The 16,019-nt window shown below is 61.0% G+C and carries 14 protein-coding genes; 11 read left to right on the plus strand and 3 right to left on the minus strand.

All coding sequences use genetic code 11. The annotated features are described in order from the left end of the window. Positions 1-10: 10 nt before the first annotated feature. Positions 11-1,582: an MDR family MFS transporter gene (locus K3148_RS07150; RefSeq protein ID WP_051051456.1), complete on the minus strand. Its 1,572-nt coding sequence runs from the start codon at positions 1,580-1,582 to the stop codon at positions 11-13. Then, complete coding sequence (locus K3148_RS07155; protein WP_061926347.1) at positions 1,579-2,706, minus strand: HlyD family secretion protein; 1,128 nt, start codon at positions 2,704-2,706, stop codon at positions 1,579-1,581. The genes K3148_RS07150 and K3148_RS07155 overlap by 4 nt, the downstream gene beginning before the upstream one ends. A 125-nt stretch (positions 2,707-2,831) precedes the next feature. Here K3148_RS07155 and K3148_RS07160 point away from each other — a divergent pair, with 125 nt between their 5' ends. The 7 genes from K3148_RS07160 to K3148_RS07190 all read left to right on the plus strand — a co-directional run bounded on the left by K3148_RS07160 (position 2,832) and on the right by K3148_RS07190 (position 8,758). After that, on the plus strand, positions 2,832-3,323 hold the full coding sequence (locus K3148_RS07160) for a MarR family winged helix-turn-helix transcriptional regulator (protein WP_066581776.1): 492 nt from the start codon (positions 2,832-2,834) through the stop codon (positions 3,321-3,323). 4 nt (positions 3,324-3,327) lie between these two features. Further along, on the plus strand, positions 3,328-4,914 hold the full coding sequence (locus K3148_RS07165) for an ABC1 kinase family protein (RefSeq protein ID WP_061926343.1): 1,587 nt from the start codon (positions 3,328-3,330) through the stop codon (positions 4,912-4,914). 300 nt (positions 4,915-5,214) lie between these two features. After that, positions 5,215-6,144: an ArdC family protein gene (locus K3148_RS07170; RefSeq protein WP_221424179.1), complete on the plus strand. Its 930-nt coding sequence runs from the start codon at positions 5,215-5,217 to the stop codon at positions 6,142-6,144. Between the two features lie 11 nt (positions 6,145-6,155). Beyond that, positions 6,156-6,596 (plus strand): hypothetical protein, encoded by a 441-nt coding sequence (locus tag K3148_RS07175; RefSeq protein ID WP_221424180.1) that lies wholly within the window; start codon positions 6,156-6,158, stop codon positions 6,594-6,596. Positions 6,597-6,815: 219 nt separating this feature from the next. Further along, a complete protein-coding gene (locus K3148_RS07180) occupies positions 6,816-7,751 on the plus strand; it encodes a DUF2493 domain-containing protein (RefSeq protein WP_221424181.1) in 936 nt (311 codons plus the stop codon). A 70-nt stretch (positions 7,752-7,821) separates the two neighbouring features. Continuing rightward, positions 7,822-8,091, plus strand: a complete 270-nt coding sequence (locus tag K3148_RS07185) for a hypothetical protein (RefSeq protein WP_221424182.1) — start codon at positions 7,822-7,824, stop codon at positions 8,089-8,091. Between the two features lie 268 nt (positions 8,092-8,359). Next, positions 8,360-8,758 (plus strand): single-stranded DNA-binding protein, encoded by a 399-nt coding sequence (locus K3148_RS07190; RefSeq protein ID WP_221424183.1) that lies wholly within the window; start codon positions 8,360-8,362, stop codon positions 8,756-8,758. Between the two features lie 67 nt (positions 8,759-8,825). Here the strand turns inward: K3148_RS07190 and K3148_RS07195 are convergent, their stop codons facing one another. Then, a complete protein-coding gene (locus tag K3148_RS07195) occupies positions 8,826-9,092 on the minus strand; it encodes a DUF6437 family protein (RefSeq protein WP_221424184.1) in 267 nt (88 codons plus the stop codon). Positions 9,093-9,438: 346 nt separating this feature from the next. Between K3148_RS07195 and K3148_RS07200 the strand changes: the two genes are divergently transcribed. The 4 genes from K3148_RS07200 (at position 9,439) to mobF (ending at position 16,009) form a co-directional block, all read left to right on the plus strand. Next, the gene (locus K3148_RS07200; RefSeq protein WP_007013427.1) at positions 9,439-9,660 is read left to right on the plus strand and encodes a hypothetical protein; all 222 of its coding nucleotides are present in this window, start codon (positions 9,439-9,441) and stop codon (positions 9,658-9,660) included. A gap of 730 nt (positions 9,661-10,390) precedes the next feature. Beyond that, entirely contained in the window at positions 10,391-10,723 is a 333-nt protein-coding gene (locus tag K3148_RS07205) for a hypothetical protein (RefSeq protein ID WP_221424185.1), read from the plus strand. Beyond that, complete coding sequence (locus K3148_RS07210) at positions 10,713-13,025, plus strand: type IV secretion system DNA-binding domain-containing protein (RefSeq protein ID WP_221424186.1); 2,313 nt, start codon at positions 10,713-10,715, stop codon at positions 13,023-13,025. The genes K3148_RS07205 and K3148_RS07210 overlap by 11 nt, the downstream gene beginning before the upstream one ends. A 59-nt stretch (positions 13,026-13,084) precedes the next feature. Next, on the plus strand, positions 13,085-16,009 hold the full coding sequence (gene mobF, locus K3148_RS07215; RefSeq protein WP_221424187.1) for a MobF family relaxase: 2,925 nt from the start codon (positions 13,085-13,087) through the stop codon (positions 16,007-16,009). The last annotated feature ends 10 nt before the right edge of the window (positions 16,010-16,019 follow it).

The raw sequence follows: 16,019 nt of genomic DNA on the forward strand, positions 1-16,019 counted from the left end.
AATCTCGGGCTCAGTGCATCGAAAGGGAGACATTTTCCGGAAGCGGCTTGAGGAACAGAACAAGCGGGACCGTCGCGAGTGTGAGAAGTCCCATCACCAGAAAGACATCATTGTAGGTCATGATGAACGCTTCGCGCTGGAGAGTGCCGCCGAGTGCCGCCATCGCCCGTTCCATATCGCCCAAGCTTCGCGCCAGTCCGTCGAGATAGGTCTGCAGCGAAACGCTGTTCGCATTCAGCGTTTCTTCCATGCGCCTCGTATGGTGCCAAATTCGCTGGTCCTGGAACGAAGCGAGGGCCGAGAGGGCGAATGATCCGCCAAGATTGCGGGCCGCGTTGAAAATGCCCGAGGCATCGCCCGCGTCTTCCTTGGCCACCGACGCAACCGTTGCCTGATTCAGGAACATCATCGCAAGTATCATTCCGGCCCCGCGGATAAGCTGACTTTCAGTGAAGACAGCGCCGCCGGATTCGGCGGTCAGACTCGTGCTGACAAAGCAGCTGATCGCCATCAGCAGCATTCCGGTGCCGACGGCAATGCGGATGTCCACCTTGCGGATCATCAGGGGCAGAACCGGCATCAGGAGAAAGGCCGGGACACCCATCCAGAAGATGACCAGTCCCGTCTGAAAAGCATTATAGTCAGAGATGATCGCCAGAAACTGCGGAATGACATAGGTCGAACCATACATCACCATGCCCAGGGCGAGCGCCATGATCGCGACGCTGGCGAACTGTCGATTGAACAGGAGCTGCAACTTCAAGACTGGCTTGCGTGCCTTCACCTGTCCGTAAATCAAACAGGCAAAGCCGATAATGGTCACCACCGTTAGCCAGCGAATGAGTGAGGACTCGAACCATTCCTCACGGTGCCCTTCCTCGAGTACAACAGTCAGACCGCCCAGTCCGAGGATCAGCCCGAGAATGCCAGCCCAATCGGCGTCCGTGAGATATTCCCATTTGGGCTTTTCGTGAGGCAGCCCGATAAACAGCAAGAGCAGCAGGATTGCGCAGACTGGCACATTGACGAAAAAGGCATAGTGCCAGCTCAGGTTCTCGGTCAGCCAGCCGCCGATCAATGGCCCCATCACGGGGCCAAGAACCACAGTCATGCCGAACAGGGCCATTCCGATTGGCTGTTGGTGCGGCGGTAATCGTTTAGCCACAATAGTCATTGCGGTCGGAATGAGGACTCCGCCCGTGAATCCCTGACCCGTTCGGCCGATGATCATGGTCGTAAGGTCGGTTGCAATCCCGCATAGCACCGAAAATGCGGTGAACGCGCTAACCGCGATGATGAGGAGGGTTCGCAGACCGAACAGCCGTTCGAGCCAAGCGCTCAGCGGAATGACGACGATTTCAGCAACGAGAAATGACGTAGCAATCCAGGTGCCTTCGGCGCCTGTGGCACCGATCTCGCCCTGAATGACGGGGAGTGCGGAATTGACGATTGATATGTCCAGCGTCGCGAGCATGGCGCCAAGCGCGCCCGCGGCCACAGCGACCCAGGCAGTCACGTCTGCGTTCTTTCGGCCCCCGGCCGGCCCGATCGAAGTGTCCTGCGCTGCCAGTATCTCGGTCATTGAGTCCGACTCGAGATCTCTTCCAATTCGCCGGCAGCATTCCGGGTGTCGACCGTAGCCACTACCGACATGCCGGGAACGAGCAGACGCCGCACTTCAGGGGGAGCATCGATACCGATGCGGACGGGTATCCGTTGAACGATCTTGGTAAAGTTGCCGGTGGCATTTTCGGGGGGGAGGATGGAAAATTCCGCGCCCGTTCCCGGCGATATGCTGACCACTCGTCCCGCGATCTCAAGGTCGGGTAGGGCGTCAACTTCGAGCCTGACGCTTTGGCCGGCCCGGATCAGGCCGACCTGCGTTTCCTTGAAGTTTGCCGTCACGTAGATCGCCCTCACCGGAACCACCGTCATCAAACGTTGACCCGGTTGCACGAACTGGCCCACCCTCACCGAGAGATCGCCGACGCGTCCGGCCTTGCTGGCGCGCAGCAAGGTCGATTCAACCGTAAGGTCGGCTGTTTCCAGCTGAGCGCGAGCAGCGTCCGCCTGCGCCTGGGTCTGGTTGATCTGCTCGAACAGGGTCCCTCGGCGCGCGGTCGCGGCAGCCACCGCCGCCTGCGCGGCGACGAGTTCGGCCCGCGCTTGCCGCGCCTGCGCCTCATACTGGTCTAGCTTTTCCCGCGGTTCGGCTCCTGTCGCGGCAAGGGGCCGATATCGCGCCACCTGGTCGTTCGCGAGGTCCAGTGCTGCGCGCGCGGCGGCGAGTTGGCCCCGCGCCTGGCGAATGGCTGCATCCTGTTCGGCTACCTGAGAACGGATTGTGTCGGCACCGGCCAGGGTCGCAGCGATCTGTGCGCGCGCCTGTTGCGCTTGCGCCTGATAATCCCGCAGATCCAGTTGTACGAGGGCTCCGCCGCGAGCAACCTGCTCGTTCTCCCCCACGAAGACCTCTTCGACGTATCCCGCTACCTTGGAAGAGATAACGACGCTGTCGGCAGCGACATAGGCGTTATCGGTCGTCTGCATGTACTGTCCGTAGGTTACGTGCCGGTAGTACCACCAGATCCCGCCAAGCAGCACGGCAAGACCAACGATGATTAGCACGATGCGCAAGCCACGCCGCGATTGCGGTTTCGTTGGGGTTGTGCCCTCCTGCTCCGGTTGGTTGGAGTTATCGGTCATCTGACTCTTTCGGCAGCCTCAGTAAAAGGTGAACGCGTCTCGCGCCCTATGAGCCGTGAGTCAGATAGTAAAGGCATTTAGCAGTTTGCATTTGGGCATCCGAGGCTATCCGACTACACAGCGCTATGGATGAAAAACCAGATACCATGTCACGGTCTCAGCGTCGGCAGAAGGTCATCACCGATGATGACCGCATTCTCTATCTTATGGACGAGATCAGTCGCGGCGCGCGCAGAGTGTACGATGCGAGGGTCGCCAGGATCGGTCTCAATCAGACACAGTGGAGGATCATCGGACAACTTCTTCGCGATCCTGCCCTTACGCAGGCTGAAATCGCCAAGAAACTGGAACTGGAATCGGCGACCATCGGCCAGGCGGTTGCAGGTCTTTGCGCACGCGGGCTGATGAAAAGGCTTCGAGCTGAGACGGATCGGCGAGCGTGGCAGCTCATCCTCACGGAGCAGCTTGACGATCTGCTGCCCGAACTGAGAGGCTCCGCGGATAGGCTTCATGGTCTGCTTTGGCGCGACATTGCCGCCGACGAGAAGCAAACGTTGCAGCAGATTCTTGCAAGGGTATCGGAAAATCTGGACCAACTCCGGGCCGAGGCTGAGTAAAATCATGGCATCGCCCCCGGAAAAGCCTATCAGCAGCATCGCTCGCGCCGCGGAGATCGGCCAAATCCTAATGAGGCACGGCGCGAAGAATCTCGCCGGAGCCCTCGGATTTATTCCCTCTTCGAGCAATGTCATCGATCCTCGCGAATTTCGTCCGGCTGCAGTTGTGGCGTTCCTCCGTGACATCGGGCCAGTCGGCATAAAGCTGGGGCAACTCCTCGCCACCCGAAGCGATCTGTTTACCGAACACTGGATCACGGCATTCTCAACCCTGCACGATCAGGTGTCGTCAGTGCCCTTCGCAGATATCGAGCCCGTACTTGCTTCAAGCTGGGGTGAGGACTGGCGGAGCGACTTTGCGCAGTTCGACGAAAAGCCTTTGGCCTCTGCCTCCATAGCGCAAACCTATTCCGCCAGACTGCGGGACGGAAGCGAGGTCATCGTGAAGGTTCGGCGGCCAGGCACTGCCGCTCGGATGGAGGCTGATGTGCGCCTCCTTATACGCCTTGCCGGGATCGTGGAAGCACGGTCGCCGGATATCGCGCGTTACCGGCCAGTCGAGTTTCTGCGGACCTTCGGCCGCAATCTTGCCTGGGAGATGGACCTCGCTGCGGAATCCCGAGCCTGCGAGCGGATCGGCGCATATCTCGATACCATCGGCGTCAGGACCCCGGCCATCCATTGGGAACTGACCGGGCTGCGGGTGAACGTTCAGGAACGCCTGTACGGCAGGCCCGCGTCTTCGCTGGGCAGCCCATCGGGCGACCCGCGGGTGGCGGCTTTCGCTAAAAGCTATGCCAACGCTGTCCTGCGGATGATCATTCTAAACGGCGAATTTCACGGCGACCCCCATCCCGGCAATGTTTTCCTGATCGGCGAGCAGGATGTCGGCTTCATCGACTTCGGATCGGTCGGGACGCTCACCAAGGCCAGGCGCGACGAGATCGTCCGCCTCGTGCTTGCGATTGCTGGTGAGGAAACCAGCGATGTCGCGGATGTCCTGCTCGCATGGGCGGGGGAGCCGAAGGTGGATCGCGATGCGCTCGCGGTGGATCTGGATCAGTTGATTGGAGAGTTCAGGGGGACCGTGCTATCTGGCATCGAGTTCTCGCAGATTTTTTCCCGCGTTTTCGATCTGTTGCGGGATTATCGACTGGTTCTGCCACCTGATCTGGCCATTCTTCTGCGTACCTTGTTGACTGCAGAGGGCTTCGTCCGATCGCTGGCACCGGACTACAACATCGCCGAAGAGACCCGGCCGATCATGACGGAGCTTCTCGCCGAGCGGTTCTCGCTCGGCAGCGCTCGGTCGGGTTTGAAGAGACTTCGCGGTCAGCTGCTGGGTTTGTCGGCGTCCTTGCCCGACATACTTGCCACTGCGAACTCGATCGCAAAGTCAGGATATGTGCCGGTTCAGCTCGATCCGCTCAGTATCGAGCAGCTCGCTGGACTTCGCAATGAGCGTCAGTCCTTGAAAGGCCCTCTAGCTGCCGCATTGATCATAGCTAGCGCGTTGCTTGTCGATCAATCCTGGCTTCTGGCTGGCGGCGCGCTTGTGATTGCTGGGGTGGTGCTCATCCGAAAGTCATAATGAAGGAGCAACTTAATTCGTGCACGGTCACGATACGGCAAAGCCGAACTTAACGAGGATTTCATGCGCCTCACTTCAGCGACCAAGACGCATCGCGAAGAAAATTTTTCGACCTATTGCGATTGAAGGCTTATTTTCCTCAATCAGACGAAACTTTGGAACAGCAGCTTTCAGGTTTGTCCTCGCCTGACTTTATGGCTGCTATTAGGGCGCAAAGCCGTCATCATTAGACGAGAGGGGAGGAAGCTTTTGCTTTTCCTGAACCGGGACATGTCCGTCTCGGCGATCAGGAGAACTCCCATGACCAAGTCCCGCCGCACTGCTTCGACTTCGCCTTCCCAGCGCATCACCGCCGCCATCATCGAAAAGCTCGAGCAAGGCACAAAGCCCTGGGTCAAGCCGTGGCGCGGTGTACCCGTCTCGCGGCCCTTGCGATCCTGCGGGACGCCCTATCGCGGCATGAACACCTTCTGGTTGTGGATGGTGGCCGACGGCTGTGGCTACGCCTCGCCCTACTGGATGACCTATCGCCAATGCCAGAAGCTAGGCGGACAGGTCCGCAAGGGTGAGAAATCGACCATCGCGATCTTCTACAAGAGCTACACCAAAGAGGTCGAGAACGCCGAAGGCGAAGCTGACACCGAGAACCGGCGCGTGCTCAAGGCCTATGCCGTGTTCAACGCTGACCAGTGCGATGGCCTCCCAGCATTTTACCATCCCCAGCCGCTGGTTGCCGCACTTGAGCCCGAAGGACGCGAAGACCGGCTCGATGCCTTCTTTGCTCATATCGGCGCAGACCTGCGCCATCACGGTGCGCAGGCTTATTACGAGCCGCTGCGCGACCGGGTCACCATGCCACCAGCCGAACTATTCGAAGCCTACGACCACTACTACGCGACACTCGCACACGAGTTGTCGCACTGGACGGGTCATTCTTCGCGGCTCGACCGCGACCTCAAGAACCGCTTCGGCAGCGACGCCTATGCTGCTGAAGAACTGATCGCAGAACTGTCCTCCGCCATTCTCGGGGCAGAACTGGGCCTTCCGGTAACCCACCTCGACCATCACGCCAGCTACATCGCGTCTTGGCTCCAGATCCTCAAATCGGACGAGCGCGCGATCCTCACCGCCGCGGCCAAGGCCGAGGAAGCGGCCAGCCTGCTGCTCGGACTGGGCGGATACCAATCAAGCGAAGGCGAGACCGATGTCGATCTCGCTGATGCAGCCTGAGGAGCGGTGAGATGGGACGTTCCGTCAGCTATCCAACTGGCTCCGTGGTTGCCTTTCACCTGCTTGATGACGGCGAAGACGACGATGTCGACTGGGCCTACGAGTGCCTCGTCGAAGAGGTCATCGATGCCGCGAAGGCGGCCTTTCCTTCTTTCGAGCGCTTCGAGGGATGGCGCGGCCGCGAGGACCGTATCCTCCTGCGCAACGCCTTCGCCGATTGCGGCATATCGACCTATTGCGGGCTCGCCGCGATCTGGCTCGCCGAGCGCGATGACGCTCGCTATTGGGAAGCCGATTTCTACAACCCACGAACGGCGAGAGCACGGCACTGGCTTGGCCAGGTCTCTGGTAGGTTCATCGACCTGTTTGGTGAGTTGCGCCTGGTAGGGCGGTTCTCGAATGGCGAAGCGATCTTCGAGCGCTCCCGATCCAACTGCGACACCGGGTCCTGATTCTGCCTCATCCCTGTCCGCCGGGAGAGGCCCTTGGGCCGGTCGGGGCGAGCCACAACCTGCGGCCCGTCGGCCCGTGTTGCCCGCGCCAGCCTAGGGCCGCAGGTTTCCCGCTGCGCGGTGCGTCTCGCCCCTTCTCCCGGCCCTGATCGGGCTCCGGCGGACAGGGCCGAGGCAATGGTGCCTCCTCTCCTTGTCCCCGCGATCAGGAGACACCCCATGTACGACAGCTTCATCGAGCAGTTGAGCGGCCTTGACCTTTCAGGCCTCAGCATCAGGCCGACCCCATTCAACGAAACCGACTTTCCCTGCGAGGACGCGATCGAGCAGACGTTTGGCGCCGTATGGTCCGACCTCTTCGCGATGTTTTCCGACACGGCCCTGGAAGCTGATGCCGAGGACATTGCCTGGGGCGTGGTCAATCTCTTCCACCGCGCAGCCAGCCGCAAGTCGGCTCAGCTTGACCGGGCCAGCGACGAGATCCGTATCCTCCTTGCATCCGCCGATGGCTCCGAAGTGCATTCGAGCAATCTGGAGGAGCAGGTCGAGCGCGCGCAGGCTGCCGAAGCCAGCATGCTGGCCTTCGAGCAGATGCGTGAGGCTGCGGCAGCACTTTATCGCGACGAGACCGGTTCCTCGTGGAAGCCCGTTTCGAGCTCGCGGACCAGTCATTCGCGCCACCTTACCTCGGCCGTGATCGATGCCCGCGATTTCCTCCGCGCACGCGCTGAGAACCGGCGTCACGCCTTGATCCCTGAAGGAACTCCGGTCGTCTTTGCTGGTGGTCGCCAGAGCTTTGAAAGCGCCGAGGACGCGCGCGTTTATGTCGACAATATCTGGGCGACGCTGGACAAGGTTCGCGACGTGGTTCCCGATCTCTTCCTGGTCCATGGCGGCGACGGCAAGGGTGCCGATCGCCTGGCCGCCAGCTGGGCTGAACGCCGCGAAGTCCAGCAGCTGACCTATTCGCTCGATCGTCGGCTTGGTGCCCGCGCCGGGTTCAAGCGCAACGAGCAGATGCTCTCGCTCAATCCGCGTTACGTCGTCGCCTTTCCGGGCAATGGCGTGACCGAACGGCTCGTGATCGATGCCAAGGCACGCCGGATCACCGTGGTTGATCGTCGCGGCCCCTTGGGCACCTCTCCCGGGTCCTGAGGAGGCCTTTACAATCTGCAATTGCATTGCCCGGATGTGCATTCGGCGCAGACCCAACTATGGACCGGTCATGCAACTTGACGATCTGCTGCAGCGCTACTTTGCCACCACCGACCTCTCCGGGGTTACCCCCGACACCTTTGCAGCCGGCATCGAGCACTGCCGGGTCGATCTCGGCCTTGAGGAGGACCGGGGCAAGCGCTTTGCGCTGTGGTCGTTCCTGCACATGTTTGGGTCCGCCCCCGATCTCGATGTGGCGTTCGAGAACGAGGGAGACCGGGAGGCGGCGCGCAACTTCATGGATCTCCTGGCGGCATCGGAAGGCGATGGGGCAGGCTGATTGCAGCAGGGTCTCGGCACCTTCAGACCCGCACCTGATACCCATCCGGCTTTCTTCGCGAACAGTCCTGAACCAGGTCAGCTGAGGACAGCAACCCGTTCCTTTCCGGCCGTGTGGTCGCGCTTCGCGCGCCTGCCCGCACCACCCGTCATGAACAGGTTCCCCTTGGAGCTTCGCTCCTGCGGTGCAGTCCTCCCATGCCCTGCTTCTTCTGGATGTTCGCAAGCCGGAGATGGTCTCCGGTTTGAGGAACTGAAGGACTTACACCATGACCAATATCGCAATCCTCACCGGCCGCATCGCTCGCGATCCGGAAACCCGCGAGACCAAGGGCGGCACCAATGTCACCGGGATCACCGTCGTCACCGATCGCCCCGCACGCGACAAGGACGGCAAGACCTACAAGGACGAGAACGGCTACACCGCCAAGGAAAGTGAGTTCCACCGGGTGACCTGCTTCAACGGCCTCGCCAAGACCGTCGGCCAGTACTGCTCCAAGGGCCAGCTGGTTTCGGTACAGGGCCGCATCCACTACACCCAGTGGGAGGACAAGGACGGGGTCACGCGCTACGGCACCGAGATCCTCGCCGATAAGGTCGACTTCCTCTCTCGCGGCAACGGGTCGAGCGACGACAACGACAACACCGACGCTCCCGAAATCGACTGACATCGATCCCGGTCGTCCCCCTTACGAAGAGGCTCTGCCGCAAGCGGCAGGGCCTCTTCTTCTGTGGTTACTGGGTTCCCGGCGCTGCATTCGAAGCTCGGGTTGAACCGCGCCCCGTCAGTTTCTCGATCGCGGCATCCTCACCGAGTTTCCCGAGTTCTTCGGCAACCTTCCTCAGGCCCTTCTTCGAGAAGCTTTCGAGGCCGCTTCCCAGGATGATTTCGCCGAGTTCTCTGGCCGCTTGCACTTCAAGTTCGCGTTCTTTGGCGTCGAGCGCCTCGCGGTCTGCTTCGAGCTTTTGTAAGGCTGCAATCGCGCTCCTGTTTCGGGGCATGTTACTTGTCCTTTTATCCCCCTCGGATCTGCTCCCCGGTTGCTTCCATGACCGCGTCACCGGGGTGTAGGAAAGGCAATTCGCACCCAGCAGGCGTTCGATATTGGGGCGGAGGTGGTGGGTTCTTGCTCACGGTTCTCCCAGCATGATGGCCTTGCGCCTCCCGCCTCAAGGACGGCGGGGCCCCACCATTTTGCCCGCCACCGGATTGCATCCGGCAGCGAACAAAATCGTTACCCCCACCGCCGCTATCGCGGTCGCCCATTCGGGCGATCCCTGACCCGGGATGCACAAGACCATCGCGCGCACCTCCTGTCGTCTCACGACAGAAATCAGGAGGATTATCATGGCTTATTCGATGCATTGCGCCCTTCCGTCCCGGAGCTATTTCGATGCTCTGGAAACAGCCGAGAAGAGAGCGCTGCACAGCTTCTTCGATCAGCACGTTATCGAGGATGACGAACTCGGGTACTTTGCCCTCGACGAGGGTGACTACAACATATTGCCAGTGCATCTCGCAGCGCGGGTGGTCCACACGGTCCACGGCGGCATGCTCGACGAGTTTTGAGACTACCGACAGGGCGGGAACCGGGAACGGTTCCTGCCCTTTTTTCTTGTTCGCCGGGTAGTCCAATCAAGCACAAAAACCCGGTTCGGTCGGTTGCTCTGACGGCCGCCCACCGCAATGCGGCGGCGCCCGATAAATGGAGCGGGGCTGTGGACGCACTCTGTCCCGCGCATCTTGCGATGCGCTCCTGAGGGTGCGGCGTGATTTGTTCTTGGGCCCCGCGCGCACTTGCGAACCGGCACCGGGTCGGGCGGCGGGAAGCTGGGCACGCGACATGCCCCGTTTGCCTTGCTTCCCACGCGCCCTTGGCCGCTGCCTCTTTCGCAGGTGCTGTCTTCGGCTGGAGGCGTCCAACTGCTTTCTATCTGCATGCTGTGAGCTGCCAGGCTTGGTTGCTCGCGCTCCAACATGGAGATCGGGAAAAGTCGTCCTTGATCAATCCCCCTCATTGCCTGGACCACCTCGCGCACTTGGGAACAAAGGAGCACACCCTACCCCGCGATTTCGGGATTTATCTTTCTGTTATTGCTAAAGAATGTGGTTTTGGGCGAAATCAACCCGTCTGCGAGTAGAGCGGCTTTGCGCTGATCCGCTGACAACTCACATCCATCTATCACTCTGAAATATCGTCCGAATCTTTCGATTGACTGCGAGTTGTTCACGATTTATTCTCATCGGCACCTTCCGCAAGGTGAGCCAGGTTCCGTCGGCCCGACAAGGAACCTGTTTCATGACCCGACAAGATCGGCTTCAGACATTCGTATCTCTCTCCGTTGGTAACTGGGTTCGCCAGTGTGCCGCGGACCATGGCGTCAGTGTCAGCGTCTTTATTCGTGACCTCATCGTCGCAGCGTGGCAGCGCGATAACGAGACGAAGGACAGGCCCGCAGGGCTCGATCCCGCGCGCCAGGCAATCTTCATTTCGGTGGCGCTCGATGCGCTTCTGGCCAGCCATTCTGACGCGAGTTTGCGCGACCGTACTCACGAGGCGTACCGGCGACGCCTCGAGCGTCTCGGCCTCCCCGTCAACGCAAACATGGGAGGCCAATCCCATGAAGCATAATCTCCTGAATTTCACCCGCGGGAGCCAGTTGCTCGGCCACTTTGGTTTCATGTTTGCAGCCGGCCTGAAGGGCCCCTTGATTGTCACCGGCCTGGTAGCGGTCGGCAACTGCTATTGGGAAGTGCGGTCGGCTCTGAGTGATCACCAGATCTACCTGGTCTGGATGCATATCTACGCCAGTCTCTATGCCTTCATGGAGTTCGATCCGGCCAAGCTGGTCAACCTTGAACTGCTTGACGGCGAAAAGGTCGGCCTCCCGTTCGGCATCGTTCGCGAGTTCCCGCCGATGCGCGAGGCGGTCGAGGCGTTTCGTACGGCAGTGAAGCAGGGATTGCTGGTCTCGGCGGTACTGCTGATCCCGGCCTTCGTGTTTTTCTGGTGGTTCGCCGAGCGCTTTGGCGGGCGGTCGAAGGAGCGCAAGCACGAGCGCGGTGCGATGCTTGTTTCGCTCGACGAACTCGAAGAAGAAATCGAGCGTCACAACAAGGCATTCCGGGCCGAAGAACTGGGGCGCAAGTTCGGCTGGAAGTGGCGGCTTGCGAGCTCGTCGGCGCTCGCGGAAGCGGGCCACTACCAACCCGCACATCTCGCCGGTGTAAGCTGGCCGTGGCGGCTCGAGCAGAGCCACGCCATGCTCATTGGCACAACCGGAACCGGCAAGACCGTGGCGCTCACCGAAATTGTTGCCGAAGCACGTGAACGCGGCCAGCGCGCGGTGATTTTCGACCTCACAGGCGCCTTCATAGAGGCCTTCTACGATCCCGCGCGCGATATCATTCTCAATCCTGTCGATGTTCGGTGTCCGCTGTGGAGCGTGTTCAACGACTGCACGACGGAAGCCGAATTTCATGCCGCTGCCGAAGCACTCGTACCCCATGACGGCGGTGGTTCCGAACAGTTCTGGGTGCTCGCGGCGCGCATGCTGTTCGTGGAGATGTGTCTCCATCTTGCACGCACCGGCACAGCGACCAACGAGGCCTTGGCACGGCGGCTGATGACCGCTGACCTGTCCGAAGTGCATAAGCTGATGCGAGGAACGATGGCCGACCCGCTGACCGCTCCGGAGGCGGCCCGCATGGCGGAATCGATCCGCGCGGTGTTCAATGCGAATGCGAAAGTGCTCAAGCTCTTGCCCTCTTCCGGACCGCGCTTTTCGGTCCGCGACTGGGTCAAAGGCGGCTGCCAGGCGGGCTCGATCCTGTTCCTCTCTGCCCGCTATGTCGACATGAGCATCTCCTCGCAGTTGCTGACGCTGTGGCTCGACACGGCGATGAATACGCTGATGACGCTCGAGCGCACACAGGACCTGCGGATGTGGTTCCTGATCGACGAGCTCGGCGCCCTTCACCGACTACCGGCGCTTGAAAAGGGGCTGCAAACTGCGCGCAACTTCGGCGGTGCGATCGTCACCGGGGTGCATGCGTTTGCCAAGCTCAAGGAAGTCTACGGCGAGAACATGGCCATGACATTGTCCTCGCTTGCGCGCACCAAGCTCATCCTGGCGACAGCCGATCGCGAAACGGCGACTTGGTGCTCCGATTTCATCGGCCACCGGCAGGTGCGGGACATGGAAGAAGGCTACAGCTACGGGTACAACAATGCGCGCGACGCAGTCAGCCTGACCCCCAGGCGGCAGATCGAGCCGTTGCTTCTGCCCGACCAGTTCATGAACCTTCCGCGGTTGTCGGCCTACATCAAATTTCCCGACGGATTCCCCGCTGCGCCGGTCTCGCTCATTCCGCGCACGCGTGGTCGTATTGCCGAGGGATTCATCGCCCGCGAGAAACCGCTCATAAAGCCTGGCCAGGGTCCTGCGGCAATGACGCCCCAAGCAAAGCCGGGTTCGAAACCGAATGACGAGCATCCCGCCTCGAACGATGACGGTGCCGGTAAGCCTGTCGATACTAAGCAGCTCAAACTCGACCTGGAGGGGCAGCGCCGTGTCGCCGATGAACCGCAGGATCGTCAGGAGCCTGTGCCGTTTGAAAAGCTGAACGCAGGGCGCGCTATTGGTGATCTCGATGCCGAAGCCCGCTCCGATACGCATCTGGATGCGGATCCAACGCTACCTCTGGCTGCCGTGCAAACCGGTGAGGATGCACGAGCAATGGGCGCGGAACAGCATCCGTCCGAACCAGGAACCGCCGGCGATGACGCAGGTGGCAAGGCTGGTTCGACGCAACGAGACCGTGCGGCGGCCAACGGGCGTCAGTCGCTCACGCCGGTCGAAAAAGACCTGCGTGAAGGTGCGGTCGCAGATCCTCCGGAAAAGGACTTCGGCGAGTTCGAACCCGATATGTGAAAGGCAAATGGGGAGGGAATTACCTGGCCGCGAGGGGAGCCCGACGAGGATTAGACTGGATGCTTTCCGTCGCCAATGTGCGTTCGCCTTCGGCTGCCGCGAGCTATTTCGCGGCAGACAATTACTACACCGGCGCCGACGCCGATCGCTCCGGAACCTGGGTCGGGAAGGGAGCGGAACGTCTTGGTCTTGAGGGCCGCGTCAGCGCCGAGCAGTTCGATGCCTTGCTGCGGGGAGAACTTCCCGGAGGTATCCAGGTCGGCAACGCGGGTCAGGCCCACAGGCCGGGAACCGACCTCACATTCTCACTCCCGAAAAGCTGGTCGCTGCTCGCGCTGGTGGGCGGCGACCAGCGGATTATCGATGCCTATCGGGAGGCCGTCATCGAGACCTTGCGCTGGGCAGAAAAGAACGCGGCGCAGACCCGGATGGGCAGTCAGGCTGGTTACGGGAAGGTCGCGACCGACAACCTGACGATTGGTCTTTTCCAGCACGACACCAACCGCAACCAGGAGCCAAACCTGCATTTTCACGCGGTCGTGGCAAACGTCACGCAAGGCAGCGACGGGAAGTGGCGCGCGCTTCGCAATGACAAGCTTTGGTCGTTCAACACCCTGCTCAACTCGATGACCATGGCGCGCTTTCGTCTGGCGGTCGAGAAAATGGGCTACGACGCAGGGCCGGTTGGAAAGCATGGCAATTTCGAAGCAGCGGGCATCGCCCGCGAGCAGGTCATGGCTTTTTCCATGCGGCGCGAAGAAGTCCTAGACGCGGTACGCCAGCTGGGTGAGAACACCCCGAAAACCCGCGACATCGCCGTGCTCGATACAAGGAAAAGCAAGGCGCCCGCCAGGGACCGGGACGGCCTTCTCGATGCATGGCGACAGAAAGCCCAGGAAGTCGGAGTTGACCTTGCCGGTCTGATCGATGCGTCGCAGATGCGGGCTGCAACGAAGGACATTCCCAGCTCGAAAGAAGGGAACCTCCTTCAGCGTGGAATTGCGAAGCTGAGAGAGTTTGCCCAGCGGATCAAGGGCGATCCGGCGGATCCACTGATCCCTGCCCATGTCCTCAAGCAGGATGCGCCGACCATCGCGGCTGCACAGGCCGTGGCCTCTGCGGTACGTCATCTCTCGCAGCGCGAGGCAGCCTTTCCCCGTGAGGGATTGCTGAAGGCGGCGCTCGATTTTGGGCTGCCGACGACGATGGACCACGTCGAAACCCGTGTGCACGCATTGGTCAGAAGCGGCGCACTCGAGCCCGGCAAAGGCGAACACAAAGGCTGGCTGGCGAGCCGGGAGGCGCTTGACCTTGAAAGCACCATTCTCGCGAATGTCGACCAGGGACGAGGTGCGGTGTCGCCCATCCTGGATCGATCGGACGCCGCAGAACGGGTTCAGGCTGTTGCGGCGCTCAACCACGGAATTTCGCTCAACGAAGGGCAGGAGAATGCGGCGAGCCTTGTGCTCTCATCGCGTGACAGGATCGTAGCGATCCAGGGCATAGCCGGGGCGGGCAAAAGCAGCGTGATGAAGCCGGTTTCCCAACTGCTCCGCGAGGAAGGCAAGCAAGTGCTGGGGCTCGCGGTGCAGAACACGCTCGTCCAGATGCTCGAGCGCGACACCGGCATCCGTTCGATGACCATTGCCCGCTTTCTCGCGCAATGGGGCAGGCTTCTGCATGAGCCGGGAAATGCCTCGCTGCTGAGTGAGGCTCGGAGCACGCTTGGAGACCATGTCCTGGTGCTCGACGAGGCGTCGATGGTGTCGAACGAGGACAAGGCCAAGCTGGTACGGTTGGCAAACCTAGCCGAAGTCCATCGTCTGGTTCTCGTCGGCGACAAGCGACAACTTGGTGCCGTCGATGCCGGTAAGCCCTTCGACCTCGTCCAACAGGCCGGGATCGAGCGCGCCAACATGGATGTGAATTTGCGCGGCCGCGATCCCGTCCTGCGGCGAGCCCAAGCCGCCGCGCAGGAGGGACGTATCGACGATGCGCTCCGGGCGCTTGCTCCTTCAACCATCGAGGCTCGCGGGGACAGTGCGATTGTTGCTGCCGAAAAGTGGCTTTCGCTCAGCCCGGCGGATCGGGATCGGACCTCGATCTACGCTTCGGGACGGGCCTTACGGTCTGCGGTCAACGAGGCTGTTCAGCGCGGACTCAAGGCCAACGGCGAGCTCGGCCCACGATCGGGCCGGCTGACCGTTCATTCGCGGGTGAATGTGACACACGAGGAGCTGCGCTATCTTCGCACTTACCAACAGGGCATGGTCCTCAACTTTCGCTCGCGCGACAGCACCCAGAAACTCTCCAAGGGCGACTACACCGTCAAGACCATCGACCATGCGCGCAGGCAGCTCGTGCTTGAGGACAGGAAGGGCCGGCTTCGCAAGTTCAATCCCGCGCGATTGCGGCCAGGCGCAGCCGATAGCCGGCTGTCGATCTTCGAACGCAAATCGCTGTCCATCATTGAGGGTGACAAGATCCGTTGGACCGACAACGACCACAAGCGCGGGCTGTTCAACGCTGACCAGGCGAGGATCGTGGCCATCGACACAAAGGGCCTCACGGTGGAGACGTCCGGGGGCAAGGAGCTCCGCCTGAGCCGCGGCGACCCCATGCTCAAACGCATGGACCTCGCCTATGCCCTCAATGCGCATATGGCGCAGGGACTCACATCGGATCGCGGGATCGCGGTGATGGACAGCCGCGAACGCAATCTCGCCAATCGGCAGACCTTCCTGGTCACGGTGACCCGGCTTCGCGACGGCCTTACGCTGATTGCAGATAATGCCGAGAAACTCGGCCGGGCTATTAAGTCCAACAGCGGCGAGAAAGCATCGGCCCTCGAAGTAACGCAAAGGCTCAAAGTGGCAGCTGCCAAGGGGCTTTCGCAAAACAAGGATGTGGGCAGCGCTTCGCCTGCAAGGGACAAGCCCGAACTCACCAAGGAAAGGGTAAAGCCTTTCGAAATCGGCATTTGATCACCGACAA

This window comes from Qipengyuania aurantiaca (genome assembly GCF_019711375.1).
Taxonomy (GTDB): Bacteria; Pseudomonadota; Alphaproteobacteria; order Sphingomonadales; family Sphingomonadaceae; genus Qipengyuania; species Qipengyuania aurantiaca.

What these genes read in the sequence shown, in the direction of transcription:
- K3148_RS07150 (WP_051051456.1), bottom strand. Translation starts at nt 1,582, where the DNA reads ATGACCGAGATACTGGCAGCGCAGGACACTTCGATCGGGCCGGCCGGG.
- K3148_RS07155 (WP_061926347.1), bottom strand. Translation starts at nt 2,706, where the DNA reads ATGACCGATAACTCCAACCAACCGGAGCAGGAGGGCACAACCCCAACG.
- K3148_RS07160 (WP_066581776.1), top strand. Translation starts at nt 2,832, where the DNA reads ATGGATGAAAAACCAGATACCATGTCACGGTCTCAGCGTCGGCAGAAG.
- K3148_RS07165 (WP_061926343.1), top strand. Translation starts at nt 3,328, where the DNA reads ATGGCATCGCCCCCGGAAAAGCCTATCAGCAGCATCGCTCGCGCCGCG.
- K3148_RS07170 (WP_221424179.1), top strand. Translation starts at nt 5,215, where the DNA reads ATGACCAAGTCCCGCCGCACTGCTTCGACTTCGCCTTCCCAGCGCATC.
- K3148_RS07175 (WP_221424180.1), top strand. Translation starts at nt 6,156, where the DNA reads ATGGGACGTTCCGTCAGCTATCCAACTGGCTCCGTGGTTGCCTTTCAC.
- K3148_RS07180 (WP_221424181.1), top strand. Translation starts at nt 6,816, where the DNA reads ATGTACGACAGCTTCATCGAGCAGTTGAGCGGCCTTGACCTTTCAGGC.
- K3148_RS07185 (WP_221424182.1), top strand. Translation starts at nt 7,822, where the DNA reads ATGCAACTTGACGATCTGCTGCAGCGCTACTTTGCCACCACCGACCTC.
- K3148_RS07190 (WP_221424183.1), top strand. Translation starts at nt 8,360, where the DNA reads ATGACCAATATCGCAATCCTCACCGGCCGCATCGCTCGCGATCCGGAA.
- K3148_RS07195 (WP_221424184.1), bottom strand. Translation starts at nt 9,092, where the DNA reads ATGCCCCGAAACAGGAGCGCGATTGCAGCCTTACAAAAGCTCGAAGCA.
- K3148_RS07200 (WP_007013427.1), top strand. Translation starts at nt 9,439, where the DNA reads ATGGCTTATTCGATGCATTGCGCCCTTCCGTCCCGGAGCTATTTCGAT.
- K3148_RS07205 (WP_221424185.1), top strand. Translation starts at nt 10,391, where the DNA reads ATGACCCGACAAGATCGGCTTCAGACATTCGTATCTCTCTCCGTTGGT.
- K3148_RS07210 (WP_221424186.1), top strand. Translation starts at nt 10,713, where the DNA reads ATGAAGCATAATCTCCTGAATTTCACCCGCGGGAGCCAGTTGCTCGGC.
- mobF (WP_221424187.1), top strand. Translation starts at nt 13,085, where the DNA reads ATGCTTTCCGTCGCCAATGTGCGTTCGCCTTCGGCTGCCGCGAGCTAT.